General features: G+C 56.3%; 15 protein-coding genes. 6 read left to right on the top strand and 9 right to left on the bottom strand.

What is annotated here, in order from left to right; all coding sequences use genetic code 11:
- Positions 1-34 precede the first annotated feature (34 nt).
- From dddP to J7412_RS18600, 4 genes are all read right to left on the bottom strand, one after another.
- Entirely contained in the window at positions 35-1,369 is a 1,335-nt protein-coding gene (dddP, locus tag J7412_RS18615; RefSeq protein WP_209080265.1) for a dimethylsulfonioproprionate lyase DddP, read from the bottom strand.
- Positions 1,370-1,599: 230 nt separating this feature from the next.
- Positions 1,600-2,274, bottom strand: a complete 675-nt coding sequence (locus tag J7412_RS18610) for a GntR family transcriptional regulator (RefSeq protein ID WP_348540512.1) — start codon at positions 2,272-2,274, stop codon at positions 1,600-1,602.
- Positions 2,275-2,367: 93 nt separating this feature from the next.
- A complete protein-coding gene (gene argE / locus J7412_RS18605) occupies positions 2,368-3,525 on the bottom strand; it encodes an acetylornithine deacetylase (RefSeq protein ID WP_209080263.1) in 1,158 nt (385 codons plus the stop codon).
- A gap of 2 nt (positions 3,526-3,527) precedes the next feature.
- Positions 3,528-4,712, bottom strand: coding sequence for a M24 family metallopeptidase (locus J7412_RS18600; RefSeq protein WP_209080261.1), 1,185 nt, complete (start codon positions 4,710-4,712; stop codon positions 3,528-3,530).
- A gap of 258 nt (positions 4,713-4,970) precedes the next feature.
- Between J7412_RS18600 and eutB the strand changes: the two genes are divergently transcribed.
- From eutB to J7412_RS22060, 5 genes are all read left to right on the top strand, one after another.
- Positions 4,971-5,987, top strand: a complete 1,017-nt coding sequence (gene eutB / locus J7412_RS18595; protein WP_247744006.1) for a hydroxyectoine utilization dehydratase EutB — start codon at positions 4,971-4,973, stop codon at positions 5,985-5,987.
- Complete coding sequence (locus J7412_RS18590) at positions 5,977-6,963, top strand: cyclodeaminase (protein ID WP_209080253.1); 987 nt, start codon at positions 5,977-5,979, stop codon at positions 6,961-6,963. The genes eutB and J7412_RS18590 overlap by 11 nt, the downstream gene beginning before the upstream one ends.
- A 4-nt stretch (positions 6,964-6,967) precedes the next feature.
- Complete coding sequence (locus J7412_RS18585; RefSeq protein ID WP_209080251.1) at positions 6,968-7,456, top strand: Lrp/AsnC family transcriptional regulator; 489 nt, start codon at positions 6,968-6,970, stop codon at positions 7,454-7,456.
- Between the two features lie 241 nt (positions 7,457-7,697).
- Complete coding sequence (locus tag J7412_RS18580) at positions 7,698-9,071, top strand: aspartate aminotransferase family protein (protein WP_209080249.1); 1,374 nt, start codon at positions 7,698-7,700, stop codon at positions 9,069-9,071.
- A gap of 292 nt (positions 9,072-9,363) precedes the next feature.
- Positions 9,364-9,486: a hypothetical protein gene (locus J7412_RS22060; RefSeq protein WP_280637754.1), complete on the top strand. Its 123-nt coding sequence runs from the start codon at positions 9,364-9,366 to the stop codon at positions 9,484-9,486.
- Between the two features lie 109 nt (positions 9,487-9,595).
- On the opposite strand, the gene J7412_RS18575 is transcribed toward J7412_RS22060, so the two are convergent.
- From J7412_RS18575 to J7412_RS18555, 5 genes are all read right to left on the bottom strand, one after another.
- Entirely contained in the window at positions 9,596-11,248 is a 1,653-nt protein-coding gene (locus tag J7412_RS18575) for an ABC transporter ATP-binding protein (RefSeq protein ID WP_209080247.1), read from the bottom strand.
- 5 nt (positions 11,249-11,253) lie between these two features.
- Entirely contained in the window at positions 11,254-12,315 is a 1,062-nt protein-coding gene (locus J7412_RS18570; RefSeq protein WP_209080245.1) for an ABC transporter permease, read from the bottom strand.
- A gap of 10 nt (positions 12,316-12,325) precedes the next feature.
- Positions 12,326-13,282 carry an ABC transporter permease gene (locus J7412_RS18565; protein ID WP_209080243.1) on the bottom strand — a complete coding sequence of 319 codons (957 nt, stop codon included), beginning with the start codon at positions 13,280-13,282 and terminating at the stop codon, positions 12,326-12,328.
- Between the two features lie 140 nt (positions 13,283-13,422).
- Entirely contained in the window at positions 13,423-15,030 is a 1,608-nt protein-coding gene (locus tag J7412_RS18560) for an ABC transporter substrate-binding protein (protein ID WP_209080241.1), read from the bottom strand.
- A 374-nt stretch (positions 15,031-15,404) separates the two neighbouring features.
- The gene (locus J7412_RS18555; RefSeq protein WP_209080232.1) at positions 15,405-16,253 is read right to left on the bottom strand and encodes a LysR family transcriptional regulator; all 849 of its coding nucleotides are present in this window, start codon (positions 16,251-16,253) and stop codon (positions 15,405-15,407) included.
- A 131-nt stretch (positions 16,254-16,384) separates the two neighbouring features.
- Here J7412_RS18555 and J7412_RS18550 point away from each other — a divergent pair, with 131 nt between their 5' ends.
- Positions 16,385-17,641, top strand: coding sequence for a Xaa-Pro peptidase family protein (locus J7412_RS18550; RefSeq protein WP_209080230.1), 1,257 nt, complete (start codon positions 16,385-16,387; stop codon positions 17,639-17,641).
- Positions 17,642-17,840 lie beyond the last annotated feature (199 nt).

Here is a 17,840-nt window from a genome sequence, read left to right as displayed (position 1 = left end):
ATACCGAAGCTGGCAAATCGAAATCTTGTCGCCTTTAGAGAAAACGCTCATCCAGAGGATAGGTTGAGATCGTCTCGAATCCGCTGTTCGTTACAACACCCTGATCTTCCAGCTTAATCATGTGGTCGCCGCCAACCTCACCCACCAGCGCCTCGACACAGAGCGTTAAGCCCGGCTCAAGAACAGCGTCGAAAGCGCCCTCGACCAACCGATCTGGGTAAGCAATCATAGGCCATTCATCACACATACCGACCCCGTGCATCGGTGAGGAGTATTTCAGCGCCTGATACTTATCCTGCAGCACGTGCAGAGACCGTGTCAGGTCTGTCATATGTAGCCCGGGCCGCAAGAGTGCCGTGTTGTAACGGATATGTTCGACGGCTTCCGCGTAACTCTCCCGCATATGGGCTGGAGCCAAGTCATCACCAATCCACCACGTGCGACTGAGATCAGCGCAGATGCCATATGGCCCGATCAAATCCGTATCAAAAGCGAGGATTTCGTTCTCGGAGATAACACGTGGCCCACATTCCTGAAACCAGGGATTCGTGCGCGGCCCCGAGGTGAGCAACCTTGTCTCGATCCATTCGCCGCCACGCTTGATGTTCTCGGCGTGGAGCACGGCCCAAACATCATCCTCGGTTACTCCGCCTTTCGGAATTTCACTGCGCGCAAAGTCTTCCATTACGGCCATTGCCCGCTCGCAGGAATGGACAGCGCAGCGCATGGCGCGCAATTCATGTTCGGTCTTGATACCCCGCGTGCGCTCTGTAACCTCCTCACCATCGCGATACTCCAACCCAGCTCGGCGGACCGCGTCCAGCCCGGCAGGTTGGATTTTGTCGATACCGATCCTGGCATACCCGGGGGCATGGGCAGCCAGCAAATCAGCCACCTCAGCGGCAAAGGCGTCAGCTGCTGGACCGATCCGGTCGCCGCGCGCAAAATAGAACATATCCGCGCCGGAACGACTTTCACGCACAAGCGGATTATACTCAGCCAGAAAGGGGGCGTTCTTGTAATCCCAGAGAACCATATAGCCGTCGGCACAGAGTAGGCAGGCCCGAAACGGGTTGTGGGTGTTCCACAACTGCATGTTGGTCGTGTCGGTTGCGTAGCGGATATTCAGGGGATCAAACATTAGAAGCCCCCCATAGCCTCGGGCTACAATCGCGGCGGTCAGGCGTTGATGCCGGGCTCGGCGCATCTCGGCAAGGTTAGGCAGCTCCAGCCCCGCTTCGCGCCACTCCGCGAAAGCAAGTGCGGTTGGCCCGATCTGAACCCGATCCCCCGTGTTTGCCGTTCCATCGCCCAGTCGCTTGCCTTGAGTAGGGTCGATCTTACGGTTCATGCTGTAGTGCCTGTTCATGTGCCCCCCGCCGCCGAGCGAAACATCAATACAGAGGGGGCGGCCCTCGCCCCCATGAAGCAAACCTACTGAATGATAGAAAAGAAACGCTTGCTTCAGAGCGACATGCCTGGTCGCATTTCGGTCCGCTGCCTTGGCTCTACCCGCACGCGCCAACAGCAAGCGCATCGCTGACTCAGCCTCCCTTGACTGCTACCATGTCCAAATGTCGCAAAAACGCCTCTCGGAAATCAGCCCCTCATACGGCTGTAACTCATCGAGATGTGGGCCCGCTGGATAAGCGCAGCAGCCTGGAGATCACCCAATTCGATCGCGGCGATGACTTCATCAACCTCACGTGCAAAAACGCGAATTTCTTCATTAAGGTCGATAATGGAAGCAAAAAAGGATTTCAGCCAGATCCGAGCAGTCTTTACATAAAGTCGCTCAGACATCTCACGCAGTGGCGCATTGTCGGTGAGCGCAAGCCGCGCGAGAAAGAACGCCATATTGAGCTGCGCAAAGGCGCGCGGCTCTGGCGTTTGGACCAAAGCCTTGGCCTGGCGCGACAAATCGGCGAGTTGCGCAGACAAAGCAGCTTCCGGCTGTTTCGGAGACAACTTGCCCACCAATTCCGCCAACTCCATACGCATTTGATAGGTCTGCGCCAACTCTTCGATGTTCACGTCAGTCACAAAAGTTCCAACACCTTGAACCGAGCGCACCAGCCCTTCGCCTTCCAGTCGTGCCAAAACGCGCCTGAGCGGAGTGCGCGAAACGCCAAATTCCTCGGCCAATTCTGTTTCCGAGAGCTTGATGCCTGGGGCGTAGTCCAGCAAGCAGATGCGATTGCGAAGCTCTTGGTGCAGAATTTCAAAGCGGTCGCGCGCCTTGAAATCACTATTTTCAAACATGGTTGCGGTCACGGACTTAATCCTTGGTAGGCTCGACACTCTAGAGCTGGTAGACCCTGTGTTACAGCCCTGATAAACGGCGAGTACATCTCTTACCAGAACAGGTCAGACCAGCTTAGACGCGAGGCGTTCGAGCATGCCCAGGCACTGCTTCACCTGATCAACAGACACATACTCATCCGGCTTGTGCGCCTGATCGATCGATCCGGGGCCACAGACCACAACGGACATACCAAGCCCCTGAAAAATGCCAGCCTCGGTCCCAAAAGGCACGACATCAGCGCCATTTGCACCCGTCAACTCCATCACCAGATCGCGGGCTTCGCTCTCCTCCATAGGGGTCAGCCCATCAACTTCGCCAATAACCTCGGTCTTGATCTCGGCATCTGGATGCACGAGCTGCATCGCGGGGATGAGCATATGAGCGCAGAATTGGTGTAGCGCCCCCTTCACAAAGTCAGCATCGGATTTTTGTACCGGCCGCATCTCCCACTCCACCCGAGCTTTGCCGGGTATCACATTGTGCGCCACGCCGCCCACCAAGGCACCAGTGTTGATGGTCGTCCACGGCGGCTCAAACCGGCTACCCTCGGGGGCACGGCTCTGCAAATCTTCTTTTAGCTCAAGCAATTTCGAAACATACCGCACAGCATATTCCACCGCGTTCACACCTCGGTCGGGACCAGAGCCATGCCCCTCAAGGCCGGTGAAATGCGTGGTGTATTCATAGCACCCCTTGTGACCTTCAATGATCCGCATTGAGGTTGGCTCTCCGATGATCGCCACCGCCGGTTTGAGGCCCTTTTCGCGCAGGGTTTCGGCCAATGCGCGGGCACCAAAACAGCCGATTTCCTCGTCATAGGTAAAGGCGAAATGCACCGGGCGCTGTAGGTCTAGCGCCGCATAATGCGACGCCATGGCGACTGCCGCAGCAATGAACCCTTTCATGTCGCAAGCTCCGCGTCCAAACCATTTGCCGTCGCGCTCTTCCATCCTGAAGGGGTCAGATGTCCAGTCCTGATCGGCCACCGGCACCACGTCGCAGTGCCCTGACAACACGATGCCGCCATCAAGTTTGGGACCTAGCGTGGCAAACAGATTGGCCTTGGTCCCGGTCTCGTCATGCCAGACTTCAATCTCCGCCCCACAATGAGACAACCGCTCAGCCAAATGCCGGATCATGTGCAGATTGCTGTCTGACGACACAGTGGGGAAACCAATCAGCTCCGCAAGCAGGGTCTTTGTGTCTGCAAGTGTGCTCATAGTCAGTCCTTCACAAAGAGTTTTCGATCCATATTGCACAGGGCTTCGGCCGGCCCGTTTTCGGTGATCAAAATGGTTTCGGTTGTCTCCAATCCCCAGCTCTCCATCCAGAGCGCGGGCATAAAGTGGAACACCATGCCCGGCTTAAGAACGGTCTGGTCCTCCATGCGGATCGACGCCGTGCGCTCACCCCAATCCGGCGGATAGCTCAGCCCGATTGGATAGCCCATGCGTCCCTCACGCGAAATACCATGCCTTGCCAGCACATCAAGGAACGCCCTGGCAATGTCGCAAGTTCGATTGCCCGCGCGCGCTGCCTCCAATCCGGCGGCGATGCCTTCGATCTGGGCTTGTTCCGCGGCGCGCATCTCTTCAGGTGGTGTGCCGAGATAGATCGTCCGGCACAGGGGCGCGTGATAGCGGCGATAGCAGCCTGACAGTTCGAAGAAGGTTGCTTCGTCCTCACGCATCGGGGCGCCGTTCCACGTGAGATGGGCGGCGGTTGCATCCAGGCCTGAGGGGGTCAGAGGCACTATCGCGGGATAATCGCCCCAATCGTCGTCGACACCCGAGATCCCAGCATGGAAAATGTCGGCCACCAGATCGTTCTTGCGCACGCCCGGCGCGGCGCGATCAAGGGCGGTATGCATCACCTTTTCGGAGATGCGCGCTGCTTTGCGGATGAAGGCGATTTCCTCCTCGGATTTGGTCAGCCGCTGCCAGTTCACCATGGCGGTTGCGTCCATTAGCTTGGCGTTCGGTAACTCCTCAACCAGTACCCCATGGGCCTTGGCGGAATAGTAGTAGTTCTCCATCTCCACCCCGATCCGGGCGGTTTCCATGCCAAGTGCACGGATGTGGCTGGCAAGATCCTGCATCGGGTGACGCTCGGTGGATTGCACATAATTGTCCGCGTATCCGTGAATGTTGTCGTGGGACATCCAACAGGTCCGTCGCCCGCCCAAAGCATCCATATAGCGCCCCCACCAGATCGGCTCGCCTTCAAGCCCCAGAAGCACACCTTGGTGGACATAAAAAGACCAGCCGTCATAGCCAGTCAGCCAAGCTTGGTTTGACGGATCCGTGATAAACAGCAGGTCCAGTCCTGCTTTTTCCATTGCTCTTCGCGTCTTGGCAATGCGGCGTTCGTATTCGGCTTGGCTGAACGGTACGTGGTCTGCTGGCATTGCAACCTCATGAATGAAAATATAGCAGTTGTGCACAACAATGATCAAACCGCTGATCAAACTGCGCCCCTCACAGTCAAACTAATCGTTAGAAAAGGGAACTTAATTGCACAAAAGCGGCGCTCGAATGTCGTTTTCACGGTCTAGCCAAAGCAATCCTACTATAGGGTTGTACACAAATTGTGGCACCCAGAGCGAACCCCGATCAATCTGGTTGCGGCTTGTCAGCATGGCAAGCAAGGAAAGCGACAAACTCAGATGACCGGAATGCCCCTTGAGCTTCACCACATTATGGATGCGCAGAACCGCATTCGCGGCGTGGCAGACAATACACCTTTGATCCCCTCCCCTTACATGACGACTGTGGCGGGCCATGACTTCTTGATGAAGATGGAAACCATGCAGCCCGTTGGCGCCTTTAAGCTGCGCGGTGCGATGTCGGCGGTGATGGCTCTGCCTGACGAGGTGCAGGGTGTAACCTGTTGCTCAACAGGCAATCACGGGCGCGGGGTGAGTTTTGCGGCCAACCTGCGGGGTATGAAGGCGGTGATCTGTATGTCCGAGCTGGTGCCGCAGGCCAAGATTGATGGGATCAAGGCGCTTGGCGCAGATGTGCGGATCATCGGTACCTCGCAAGACGAAGCCATGCAGGAAAGCCAACGCCTGTGCTCGGCTGAAGGGCTGGTGGAGATTTCCCCGTTTGATGATCCCCACGTGATCAGCGGTCAGGGCACCATCGGCTTGGAAATGCTGGCGGCGCGGCCCGATTTGGAGATGTTGCTTGTGCCACTATCGGGCGGCGGGTTGGCCGCGGGTATTGTTACGGCGGCCAAAGCGATCAAACCCGATATCTCCGTGATCGGCATCACCATGGAGCGCGGCGCGGCCATGCATGCGTCCATCCATGCGCGCGAACCGGTCGAAGTGCCCGAATTTGCCTCGCTGGCAGACAGCCTTGGCGGCGGCATTGGGCTAAAAAACAAACTATCCTACCCCATCTGCCGCGATCTCCTGGATGACACGATTCTGGTGACTGAAGATGAAATCCTGCACGCGATGCAGGTCATGTTCTTTGAGGATCGCATGGTGGCTGAGGGCGCATCAGTTGTGGGCCAAGCGGCTATGCTTGCGGGCAAGCTGCCCAAGCCGGACGGGCCCGTGGGTACGGTAATTACAGGGCGCAATCTTGACATGCAAACCTTTGCCAAACTCATGACAGGTCAGGATGTGATGATCGGGGATCTAGCAATGAAAGGCAAAACCTATGGCGCATGACATTCAAGTCGTCACCGAAGCAGAGCTGAGAGCGGCCGTTAAACTCGACCTTACCGTTGTGGATGTGGTGGAAAAGGCTTTTGCGGCGCTGGCCTTCGGCAAGGTGGTGATGCCCCCGATCCTATCTATGGACCTGCCCGAGGCCAATGGTGAGGTTGATGTAAAAACCGCTTATATTCAGGGCCTTGACGGCTTTGCCATCAAGGTTAGCCCCGGTTTTTTTGACAATCCCAAACTGGGATTGCCAAGCCTTAATGGGTTGATGATCCTGTTCTCGGCGCAGACCGGCCTGGTGGAAAGCCTCTTTCTGGACAATGGCTATCTGACCGATGTGCGGACCGCGGCAGCGGGTGCCGTAGCCGCACGGCACTTGGCTCCAGATGATGTGGTCACCGCCGGAGTGATTGGCACAGGGGTGCAGGCCCGCCTGCAAATGATCGCCGCCCATCTCGTGCGCCCGTTCAAACGGGTTTTGGTACATGGCCGTGACCCGGAGAAAGCCGCCAGTTGTGCCGCTGATCTGACCAAGGCGCTGGGGATTGAGGCGGAGGCGATGCCGGACGCCGCCGAGGTTGTCGCTCAATCTCAGCTGGTGGTCACCACCACGCCCGCGCGCGAGCCGGTGCTGAAAGCCAAATGGTTACATCCGGGACTGCACATCACGGCCATGGGCTCAGACCAGACCGGCAAGAACGAGATTGATCCCGCCGCATTGGTCGCCGCAGATGCATATGTTTGTGACAGCGCCAGCCAATGTGAAGTTTCCGGCGAGCTGGAAGCGGCCAAGGCTGCCGGGCTCTGGAACAAAGGCACGCCCACGGAACTTGGAGAGGTCATCACAGGCGCTAAACCGGGCCGCACCTCGCCTGAAAGCATTACCATCTGCGATCTCACCGGCACCGGTGCGCAGGACACAGCAATCGCAACCCATGTCCGCAAATACTTCGGCGCTGCCGGAACCGTTATTCAGGCATAGACGGATGAAACTCGACGATCGCGATATCCAGATACTGTCTGTTCTTTCTCAAGAAGGGCGAATTACCAAAGCAGCGCTGGCCGAAAGGATCGGTCTGTCGCCCACACCCTGCTGGGAACGACTGAAAAAACTGGAAAGTGCCGGGCTGATCGAAGGCTATGGCGCGCGGATCAACCTTAAAAAACTGACCCCGCATGTAACAGTATTTGTTTCCATCGAGATCGCAGATCATACCGCCGCCAGTTTCCGCACCTTTGAGGCGGCCATGCAGCGTTATGATGAAGTCACCGCTTGCTGGGCGCTTGGCGGCGGGTTCGACTACCTGATGCAGATTGTGACCCGCGACATCGAGGCCTACCAACGGCTGATTGACGAGATGCTGGAGGCCCGTATCGGCCTGTCCCGCTATTTCACCTATATTGTGACCAAGCCAGTTAAGGGAAAAGCCGGACCACCTCTGAATGCGCTGCTTGGCGACAATGCCGATAGCTGATTCATCTGCTCAAATCACAAAATTTGGTCACATCCTCTGAAAGAACCCGCCACCTTCTCCTGCGATACGAAAGGGTTTTCGGCTTTAGAAACAGCGCCTTGTACGCCGACGCACATCGCGGGCAAGGCATGCGCCCGGCCCAAGCTACGAAGGCGCGAGGCTCAGCATCATAGGGCACTCCGCGATCAAATATGCCTGTCGTGATTGGGCGTGATCCAACACGGCTAAGAAAGGAGTACAGATGCTAAGAAACGACCAACTCGACCAATGGGATCGCGACAATTTTTTTCACCCATCGACACATTTGGCGCAGCATGCGCGCGGCGAAAGCCCCAGCCGGGTGATCAAGACCGCCAGTGGGGTGTTTATCGAGGATAGAGACGGCACCAAACTGCTGGATGCTTTTGCAGGGCTGTATTGTGTGAATGTTGGCTATGGCCGTCAGGAGATAGCCGAGGCGATTGACGCGCAGGCCAAGGAGCTTGCCTATTATCACTCCTACGTAGGTCACGGCACAGAAGCCTCGATCACGCTGTCTAAGATGATCCTAGACCGCGCACCGAAAAACATGTCCAAAGTCTATTTCGGCCTTGGCGGCTCAGATGCAAACGAGACCAACGTCAAGCTGATCTGGTACTATAACAACATCCTTGGCCGCCCCGAAAAGAAGAAGATCATTTCGCGCTGGCGCGGCTACCACGGCTCGGGGCTGGTAACCGGATCGCTAACTGGGCTTGAACTGTTCCACAAGAAATTTGATCTGCCGGTTGAGCAGGTGATCCACACCGAAGCGCCATACTACTATCGCCGCGACAACCTGGATCAGACAGAAGCGCAGTTTGTCGCCCATTGCGCGGCCGAACTGGAAGCGCTGATCGAACGTGAAGGTGCCGACACCATCGCCGCTTTCATTGGCGAACCGGTCTTGGGCACCGGCGGCATTGTACCCCCGCCAGCAGGTTATTGGGCAGCGATTCAGGCCGTGCTGAAGAAACACGACATCCTGCTGGTCGCGGATGAGGTTGTCACGGGCTTTGGCCGTCTTGGCACTATGTTTGGCTCCGATCACTACGGCATGGAGCCGGACATCATCACCATCGCCAAAGGGCTGACCTCGGCTTATGCGCCGCTCTCTGGCTCCATCGTGTCCGACAGGGTCTGGCAAGTTCTGGAGCAAGGCACAGATGAAAACGGCCCCATCGGCCATGGCTGGACCTATTCAGCGCACCCGATTGGCGCCGCAGCAGGCGTTGCCAACCTAAAGCTCATTGATCAGTTGAACCTCGTGCAAAACGCCGGTGAAGTTGGTGCATATCTGAACCAAACCATGGCGGCTGCGCTGGCGGATCACGCCCATGTGGGCGATGTGCGTGGCGAAGGCATGCTCTGCGCCGTTGAGCTTGTGAAGGACAAAGACAGCCGCACTTTCTTTGATGCAAGCGACAAGATCGGGCCGCAAATCTCGGCGGCGCTGCTTGACCATTCAAAAATCATCGCTCGCGCCATGCCACAAGGCGATATCCTTGGCTTTGCGCCGCCCTTCTGTCTGAGCCGTGAAGAGGCGGATGACATCGTGTCAGGAACGGTTGCCGCTGTGAAAGCTGTTCTGGGGTAAGCCGGTAAATACGAGGTCAGGGCCGCGTTTTGTTGGTCCTGCCTGCTCGCCGCTTACCTATTGGGCCTTCGTCAGGCTGCGGAGCGTGTTCTCAAAGCAAACCCACCGCGGCTGCGATGTACGCAAGCCCTGCAATCGCCGCACAGCGGAATCTCTCAAATTCAATCAAAAAAGCAACCTTTTGCACTTGCAAGACTCAATCGCATCCCCTACCTGCGGCTTGAGGCAGAAAATTTTGAAAACCTCACCTTTCTGAACAGATCAAGCACAAAGCTGGTACGAGGATTTGGCCATGCTGACACGTGATGAAGTCATTCGCGATAACCGCACGCGTGCGGGTACATTTCCGGCTGTGATCCTACTTTATGGCATTTTGTTGGGCACATTGGTTCTCACGGGTATGGCCGTCGTCTGATCAATGGTCGGCAATACGCCGCTGAAAGCCCTGCGCGCAACACTTTCATATTGAATAAAAAACCGCCCGAGACCTCTCCAGGCGGCTTGAACCTTTGTATCTGATGGTGTCAAAGACCAGCGGACTCTCCGACGTTGTCGACCCCGCGTTCCTCCAGCAGTGTAGTTAGCCAGTTTGGATCCATTTCCGGCACTGAACTCAGGAGCAAGTCAGTGTAGGGATGGTGCGGTGGCGTGAACATCTCATTTTTCGGCCCCTGCTCCACGACCCTCCCTTTTTGCATCACAACCACCTCATCTGCGATGGAGCGTACGGTGGCAAGGTCATGCGTGATGAACATATAGGCCAGATCGAGCTCCTTCTGGAGCCGGTCCAGCAGACGCAAAATACCCTCTGCAACCAATTGGTCCAACGCCGAAGTCACTTCGTCACAAATGATGAAACTGGGTTCCGCCGCCAATGCGCGAGCAATACCAATCCGTTGCTTTTGACCACCTGAGAGCTCCGGCGGATAGCGGTTATAATATTTGGACGGCTCCAGCTCGATCAAATCCAGCAATTCGTCAACGCGCGATTTGAGCGCTGCCCCAGACAATCCGGAATAGAATTGCGCCGGACGCCCGATAATCTCGCTGATACGCACCTTGGGATTAAGCGCTGTGTCCGCCATTTGGTAGATCATCTGCGCCTGGCGCAGCTGGTCTTTGGAGCGATTTCGGAAGTTCGGCGGCAAGACCTCTCCGTTGAATAAAACCTCACCTTTGGACGGTGGCAGCAGGCCAGTGATCACTCGCGCAGTGGTCGATTTGCCTGACCCGGATTCACCAACAACAGCAACGGTCATGCCTTTGTGTATGTCAAAAGAGACATCATTGAGGATCTTGGGCCCGCCGGAATAGGCCGCATCCACCCCACGCACGGACACAACCGGAGTGGCGTCCTTGGGCCGATCTTTCTGAGGCCGTTGGAAACTGCGAACCGCCCAAAGTGACTTCGTATAATCCTCTTGAGGATTGTCGAGCATCTCTTCGGTTGGCGCTTGTTCCACCTCTTCACCCTTGAGCAGCACTTTGATGGTGTCAGCCATCTGCGCCACCACGGCAAGGTCATGGGTGATGTAAATCGCCGCCGTGTTGAACTGATCCACGATATCGCGGATAGCGGCCAAAACCTCAATCTGTGTGGTCACGTCCAGCGCCGTCGTTGGCTCGTCAAAGATGATCAAATCCGGACGGCATGCCATGGCCATCGCCGTCATGGCACGTTGCAGCTGCCCACCGGACACCTGATGCGGATAGCGGAACCCAATCTCTTCCGGATTCGGGAGACGCAGCCGCCGATAAAGCTCAGTGGCATCCTCTTGCGCCTCTAGTCGTTTCTGGATGCGGTAGTGCAGCGGGGCTTCAGTGTGCTGATCGATGATCTTATGTGCCGGGTTGAAACTCGCGGCTGCCGATTGCGCAACATAGGCGATCCGGGCCCCACGCAAGGCACGTTTCTCGCCTTCTGTGGCTGTGGTCAGCTCCATACCGTCAAACTCGATTGAGCCACCGGAAATCCGCGTGCCATCACGGGAAAACCCCATAGCGGCCGCGCCTATGGTGGATTTGCCGGCGCCGGATTCCCCGATCAAGCCCATCACCTCACCACGGTGTAGCTTGAGATCTACCCCCTTGATGATGGGCACCCACTCCTCGCCTGTGTAGCCCTCGATTTTAAGGTCTTTGATGTCCAGAAGGACTTGTTTGTTTTCTGCGGACATTTCTATCACTCCTTCAGACCGGAGGACCGGAACAGCATCCAGTCGACAACAAAGTTCACGGCGACCGTCAGCAACGCAATGGCCCCCGCCGGGATCAAGGGTGTGATTTCTCCGAAAGAAATCAGCGTCGCGTTTTCACGCACCATGGAGCCCCAGTCAGCCGTAGGAGGTTGAATGCCCAGACCCAGGAAGCTGAGGCCAGCGACCAGCAGGAACACAAAGCAGAACTCAAGACCAAACTCCGCCACCAACGGAGCAGTGACATTGGGCAGGATCTCCTTGCGAATGAGATAAGCGTTCTTCTCGCCACGCAGGTTCGCAGCTTCGATATAGTCCATAACCACGACGTTGCCAGCCACCGCACGTGTAAGGCGGAATACACGCGGCGCGTAGATGATGGCCACAGCCACAATAATCACAAAGACATGCGGACCGAAAATCGACAGCATCAGCAGCGCGAAGATCAGCGACGGGATCGCCATGATAACATCCGCAAAGCGCCCCAAAGCCTGATCAATCCAGCCACCTCGTGTGGCTGCGATCAGACCTGCCGTCGCCCCCATAAAGAAGGCCGCCGCCGTTGCCGTAAGCGCGAGGCCGACAGTGTTGCGCGCGCCAAAGATGATGCGGCTAAACATATCACGGCCCAGCTGATCTGCGCCCAACAGCATGTTTTCATCGGCTGGCGCAAAAGCTGAAGATATGACCTCAGACTCTCCATAAGGCGCAATCCAAGGCGCAAAGATGCCCGCGATTGCGTAGGTGAAAATGATGAACATACCAAACGCGGCAGTCAGCGGCGCGGTCTTCAGCTCTTTTGACACATTGGCTGGAGAGATGATCACCAGGAACTCACGGAAGCAGTAGGAGACCCCGGCGGCGAAGGCCAGAATAATGGCGCCCATTGATATTGCGCGCAGCGCGCCCGCGCCGCCCACGATACCAACAACAAAGCTGACCAGTGTGAGCGTGAAGAGCGTCAGGAAAATGCTGCGCTTACCGTAAAAGGCCGCGAGGCAGGAAGCGATGATCAGGATCGCGAAGTATGAGATTACAAATACGTTCATGTGTCTGTCCTCACTTCGGATGCCGCAGGCGCGGGTTGGTCAGGATGGAGCCGACATCGGCCGCGAGATTAAGCAGGATAAACGTGGCTGCGAAAATCAAGCAGATAGCTTGCACCACAGGGAAATCGCGTTTGGACACGGCATCGACCAACGCCTGGCCGATTCCAGGATACACAAACACCACCTCAACCAGCACTACCCCTGTGATCAGATAGGCCAGATTGAGCGCCACAACATTGATGATCGGGGCCCAGGCATTCGGCAAGGCGTGCCTGACAACGACTTTCCACGGAGGTGCGCCCTTGAGACGGGCCATTTCGATGTAAGGCGAGGCGAGAAGGCTGATGATTGCCGCACGCGTCATGCGCATCATATGCGCCGTGACCACAAGCACCAAAGTCAAAGCAGGAAGGAAAGTGCGGTGCAACAGTTCGCTAAAGGTCATGCCGTCATTCAAACTCGCAATGGCGGGGAACATGTTGGATTTCACCGACAGATACAGAATTAGGATATAGCCAAGAAAGAACTCTGGGCTGGAAATGGACGTCAGGGTCAGCACATTGGCCACACGGTCAAACAGCGTGTTGCGCAGCAAGGCCACAATGATACCCAGCGTGATCGCGAAAGGCACCGCAATCACCGCCGCATAGGCTGCCAGAAACAGGGTGTTCACAAACCGGTCAGAGATAAGATCCATGACAGGATCTCCGGAGACGATGGAGTTTCCAAAATTGCCCGTAACCGCCCCACCAAGCCATTCAAAATACCGGACAACCGGATGTGTGTTCAGCCCCATTTGCTCGCGCAGGGCCGCAAGGTTTTCTTCGGTAGCACCTTGCCCAAGAACGGCCTGTGCCGGATCGCCGGGCAGCAGCAAAACCATAAAAAAGATGATGGCGGAGATCACAACAAGCGTGATCAAGCCAAGCCCAAGACGCTTGGCTATGAGTTTGGAAATGTCCCCCATGGACTCCCTCCTGTTGATGTTCCGACGGGTCCGATCTGCCGGAAGCGGCCTTTTTGGCCTTTGGCCATCTTATTGTGTCTGACGGCTCAGAGATGCGAAGCCCGGTCCATCCGGGCTCCACGTTCTTTGTGAAGGCTTTATCAGCCGGTAAACCACCAACGGCTCGCGGCGCGGGCGCCATCGCACTCCCAGCTCGCCGCCAAAGCCTCCGGCGTGCCAACATTGGAGCGGTTCGCATAGACGAAGTTGTTGAAGAAGGGGATGACCGTGCCCCCGTCATTGCGCGCCAACATGGCCATGTCGCGATACATTTCCCCACGGCGAGTGTCGTCCAGCTCGGCCTTGGCTTGCAGCAGAAGTTTGTTGAAATCTGCGTTCTGCCAGCGGCTTTCGTTCCAGGCCGCGTCGTCTTTGTATGCCAGCGTGTACATCACGTCCGGTGTCGGGCGGGCACCCCAAGACACGGCGCAGAAGGGCTTCTTCAGCCAAACATCGGAATAGTAGCCATCGTTGGGCTCACGCACGACCTTCATGTTGATGCCAGCCTTCTTAGCTTGCTCTGCATAAAGCACGCACATATCCACCGCACCTGCGTAGACGCTGTCTGCCACGCTGATGCTGATTTCCAACCCTTCATGACCAGCCTTCTTCAGCAAGGACTTGGCCTGATCCGGGTCATACTCACGCTGCGGGATATCCTCAGGCCAATATGGCTGCGCGGGCGAATGGTGGAAGTCATTGCCTTTGGTGGCGGCGCCAAAGGCGATCTTTTCGATGATTTCGTCGCGGTCGATGGCCAGTTTCAGGGCGTTGCGCACATCCACATTGTCAAACGGCGCAATGTCGGTGAGCATCGGCATGGTGATCGCACCCGCAGATGGAATGTTGTGCACGGTCACATTCGGGTTGCGGCTCATCAGCGCCATAGTTTTCAGCTCGATCAGCGAAACCGCGTCCACATCGCCTGTCACCAAAGCGGTCTGACGGGCGTTCGGATCGTTCAATGTGATGATTTCCACCGCATCAAAGTAGGCCCCTTCACCGTGCCAGCCATCATGGCGACTGAGGCTGAACTGAACGCCGAACTCGCCTGAATCGATCTTGTAAGGGCCAGAGCCATCGCCGGATTTCCAATCAATGGTTCCGTCGTCATTAGCTGGGCAGATGGCGAGGTGATAGTCTGTCATCAGCCACGGGAAGTCAGCATTGCCGCCGGACAGCTTCACAACAACGGTGTAGTCACCATCAGCGGAAATGTCGGTGACATCCGCCAAAAGCGCTTTGGCAGCAGATGTGGAATCCTCGCCCCGGTGGTGGTTGAGCGACGCAATCACATCGGTTGCCGTCAGCTTTTTGCCACTATGGAAGCTGGCATTTTCATTCAGCTTGAAGGTCCATTGCGACGCTTCTGCACTGCCTTCCCAGCTGGTTGCGAGATCGCCCCCCAGAGAGCCGTCGCCGTTGATCATCGTCAGATAGGAGCGGTGCGTGTGCGCCAGGAAAATCATCGTCCTGGTCAAGTACGTGCCCGGATCATGTGTGTCGCCGGTGTTGCCGTCGTGAATACCCCAACGGAAGGTGCCGCCTTTTTGAGGCGCAGCGGCCGCTTGCGTGGTCCACAAGCCCGTGGCGCCGGTCGCCGTCATCCCTGCGGCCAACGAATAATGCATAAAACTCCGGCGCGAGATACCGCCCTTGCGGGCTGCGTCAGCCAGTCGGTTGAGAAGCTGTTGGTCTTTTTTTGTCATAATGACTCCCTGTCGATTTTTGATTTTTCAGAGTTGGGTTCCTCAGCGTAAACCCAACCAGCCTGCAGCGAATTGTTCAAAAGCGACACCCCCTCCAAGCCCTCACAACATCTTTAAGTCAGAAAATGACATATAATGCAATGTTCTAGCGAGTCTGTGAGAGGGGACCCATAAGCAAGCGGTCTATTTGCGACATCCCTACAATCTCTGATCGAGCGAGCCATAGATGAGTCGACCGCTACTTAACTTAAAAGACTCAGCCGAACGACCGGCCGATTTTCGACCTTCAAACCCCGCCACAGATAGACGGCGATATTGGGACTCCGCTCTCTTCTCATGACGATAAGCGTCGAATCCCAAGCTCGAGATCCCGGTCAGTCCCCGAAGCAAAATGTCTGTAGAAAGTGCGCAAAATCCTTTGCGCCAGCATGAAGTGGTGTCCCCAAGCGGTGCACAAGAAAGTAGCTTTTGCCTGTCCAGTATCGGTCGTCATCCATGGCAAGAAGTGTTCCGCTGCGCAATTCGATCTGCAGCAGGGCGCGACTTCCCAATGCAATGCCTTCACCAGCAAGAGCGCGCCCGATGGATTGGGAATAGGTTTCACACATTTGCCGCGGCAGTTTGGACAATGCGGATCCGGGGTATTGCTTTTTCCATACATCCCAGTTGATCCAGTCTGGCGCATGCCTTTGATAGTCCAGCAGCAACAGACTATGCGGCATGTTTTGAAACGCACTGACGCGATCCCGCGCTATCACAGGAACAAGCTCTTCGTCCATGAGCCTGACGCCCGTCCATCCATCAGGGGGCGCATTCCCATAGATGATCGCGAGATCGTGTTCGGCGGAGATCAGCGCCCCGGGATCATCTGACACAATGTTTTCAACGACGCATGAGGCGTCACTCAACGCAAAGGCACGGAGGCGTGGCAAAAGCCAGAACACAGACACTGCGCTGTTTGTGGCGATCCGCACCTGAGATTTTGCCTGCGGCTTGATGGTTTTGAGGGATGAATTGAGATAATCCAACGCCATCGACACGGGTTCAACCAGCTTCTTTGCTGCAGGCGTTGGGGTCAATTTGCGAGCGCCACGGTCAAATAACGGGGTGCCTAGCCAATCTTCGAGTTGCCGAATGCGCTTGGAAACTGCCGCCTGCGAGACATAAAGCTCCGCACTCGCAGCCGTGAAACCACCGTTGCGCATCACAGCTTCAAAAAACACCAGAGTGTCCAGTGGAGGAAGAGATTTGCGAAGACTTCTCATTCCTTTTGGTTATGCCATTGCCTGAGTTTTTCAAGTGTTTTCCACAGTACAGCCAGAACCTAAACTTACCCGAAACGAAGGGGTGCAAAATGGCAAATTTTGACTGGCACGCAAACCGTAGCGACCTGACGGGAATTGCTTTGCTGGATCGCGCGCCCGAGAGCGAAGGCATCGATCTCAAGGCGGTACGTCTTTACCGCCTTGGCCGGGTACGCGATCAGATGAAACACTACGGCTTGGATGCAGTGATCCTGTCGGACCCGATCAATATCCGCTACGCCACTGGCGCGCGCAACATGCAGGTGTTCAGTCAACGCAATGCGCCATCGCGTTATTTGCTGCTCACAACACATCGGAGCATTCTGTTTGAATTCACCGGCTGTCTGCATCTGGGGTGCGGCTTTGAAACCATTGACGAGGTTCGACCAGCCAAAACCGCGAGTTTCGTGGCTGCGGGCCCTCATATCGCAGAGCGTGAACGGACCTGGGCGGCAGAAATGAACGATTTGATCTCAGAATTGGTCGGCCCTGGCGCCACCGTTGGGCTCGAACGCCTGAACGCTGGCACGGCGATCGCGATGAAAGAGTGTGGGCTGCACATTGTGGACGCACAGGAACCGGTTGAAATGGCTCGCGCCATCAAATCCGAAGAAGAGATGAAGTGCGTGAACGCCTCCCTGCGCGCCACAGAGGTTGGCGTAAGCAAACTACGTGAGGCAATCCGTCCGGGCATGACGGAAAATGAGCTGTGGGCGGTGCTCCATCAGTCCGTGATAGCCCAAAACGCCGACTACTGTGAAACGCGGTTGCTCAATGCCGGAAACCGTACGAACCCTTGGTTTCAGGAAACCTCCAGCAATGTGATTGGCGAAAACGAACTGATCGCCCTAGATACGGATGTAGTGGGCTGTCACGGGTATTATTCTGACTTCTCACGCACTTTTCACTCGGGTCCAGGCACACCCACCCTCGCGCAGAAAGAGCTCTACAAAGTGGCCTATGAGCAGGTGCACCACAACATGGGCATCCTGAAACCGGGCATGAGCTTTCGCGACTATGCGAACCGCGCGTGGGACATTCCTGAAGAGTACTATGAGAACCGCTACTATCTGTCTGCGCATGGCTGCGGAATGACGGGGGAATACCCCTATCTCTACCATCGCGGCGACTTCCCTGATGCCGGATATGACGGAGAAATCTTGCCCGGCATGACCCTCTGCGTCGAAAGCTTCATCGGCAAAGCCACCGGGGGTGAGGGCGTTAAGTTGGAACAGCAGGTGCTGGTGACCAATTCCGGAATTGAACTGTTATCCCGCTTTCCATTTGAGGACGACTTGCTTCAGTGATCTCGGTGCTGAAGACCTAGAGGCCTAAGCCCCACATGAGTGGTCCAAGCTGACAGTAAGCGTGCGGCTGGCTTGGTGTTCACCCCGTTTCTGGTCCGGGCTTCATGCGACCTTTCGGGTTTCGTTCAGTTGGGCCGCAAATTCGCTCGGGGTCAAGTTCTTGAGCGACGAATGTGGCCTGATTTCGTTGTAGTCAGTT

This window comes from Shimia sp. R9_3, assembly GCF_017743755.1.
In the GTDB taxonomy this organism is placed as follows: domain Bacteria; phylum Pseudomonadota; class Alphaproteobacteria; order Rhodobacterales; family Rhodobacteraceae; genus Shimia.
Note: the sequence above shows the minus strand (reverse complement) of the source record. Positions and strands in the feature narration are given on the sequence as shown.

Bases quoted from the DNA above. Each gene is read 5' to 3' on its own strand.
- J7412_RS22060 (WP_280637754.1), top strand. From the start codon at position 9,364: ATGCTGACACGTGATGAAGTCATTCGCGATAACCGCACGCGTGCGGGT.
- J7412_RS18550 (WP_209080230.1), top strand. From the start codon at position 16,385: ATGGCAAATTTTGACTGGCACGCAAACCGTAGCGACCTGACGGGAATT.
- J7412_RS18565 (WP_209080243.1), bottom strand. From the start codon at position 13,282: ATGGGGGACATTTCCAAACTCATAGCCAAGCGTCTTGGGCTTGGCTTG.
- J7412_RS18600 (WP_209080261.1), bottom strand. From the start codon at position 4,712: ATGCCAGCAGACCACGTACCGTTCAGCCAAGCCGAATACGAACGCCGC.
- J7412_RS18585 (WP_209080251.1), top strand. From the start codon at position 6,968: ATGAAACTCGACGATCGCGATATCCAGATACTGTCTGTTCTTTCTCAA.
- J7412_RS18560 (WP_209080241.1), bottom strand. From the start codon at position 15,030: ATGACAAAAAAAGACCAACAGCTTCTCAACCGACTGGCTGACGCAGCC.
- eutB (WP_247744006.1), top strand. From the start codon at position 4,971: ATGACCGGAATGCCCCTTGAGCTTCACCACATTATGGATGCGCAGAAC.
- J7412_RS18590 (WP_209080253.1), top strand. From the start codon at position 5,977: ATGGCGCATGACATTCAAGTCGTCACCGAAGCAGAGCTGAGAGCGGCC.
- J7412_RS18570 (WP_209080245.1), bottom strand. From the start codon at position 12,315: ATGAACGTATTTGTAATCTCATACTTCGCGATCCTGATCATCGCTTCC.
- argE (WP_209080263.1), bottom strand. From the start codon at position 3,525: ATGAGCACACTTGCAGACACAAAGACCCTGCTTGCGGAGCTGATTGGT.
- dddP (WP_209080265.1), bottom strand. From the start codon at position 1,369: ATGAACAGGCACTACAGCATGAACCGTAAGATCGACCCTACTCAAGGC.
- J7412_RS18575 (WP_209080247.1), bottom strand. From the start codon at position 11,248: ATGTCCGCAGAAAACAAACAAGTCCTTCTGGACATCAAAGACCTTAAA.
- J7412_RS18580 (WP_209080249.1), top strand. From the start codon at position 7,698: ATGCTAAGAAACGACCAACTCGACCAATGGGATCGCGACAATTTTTTT.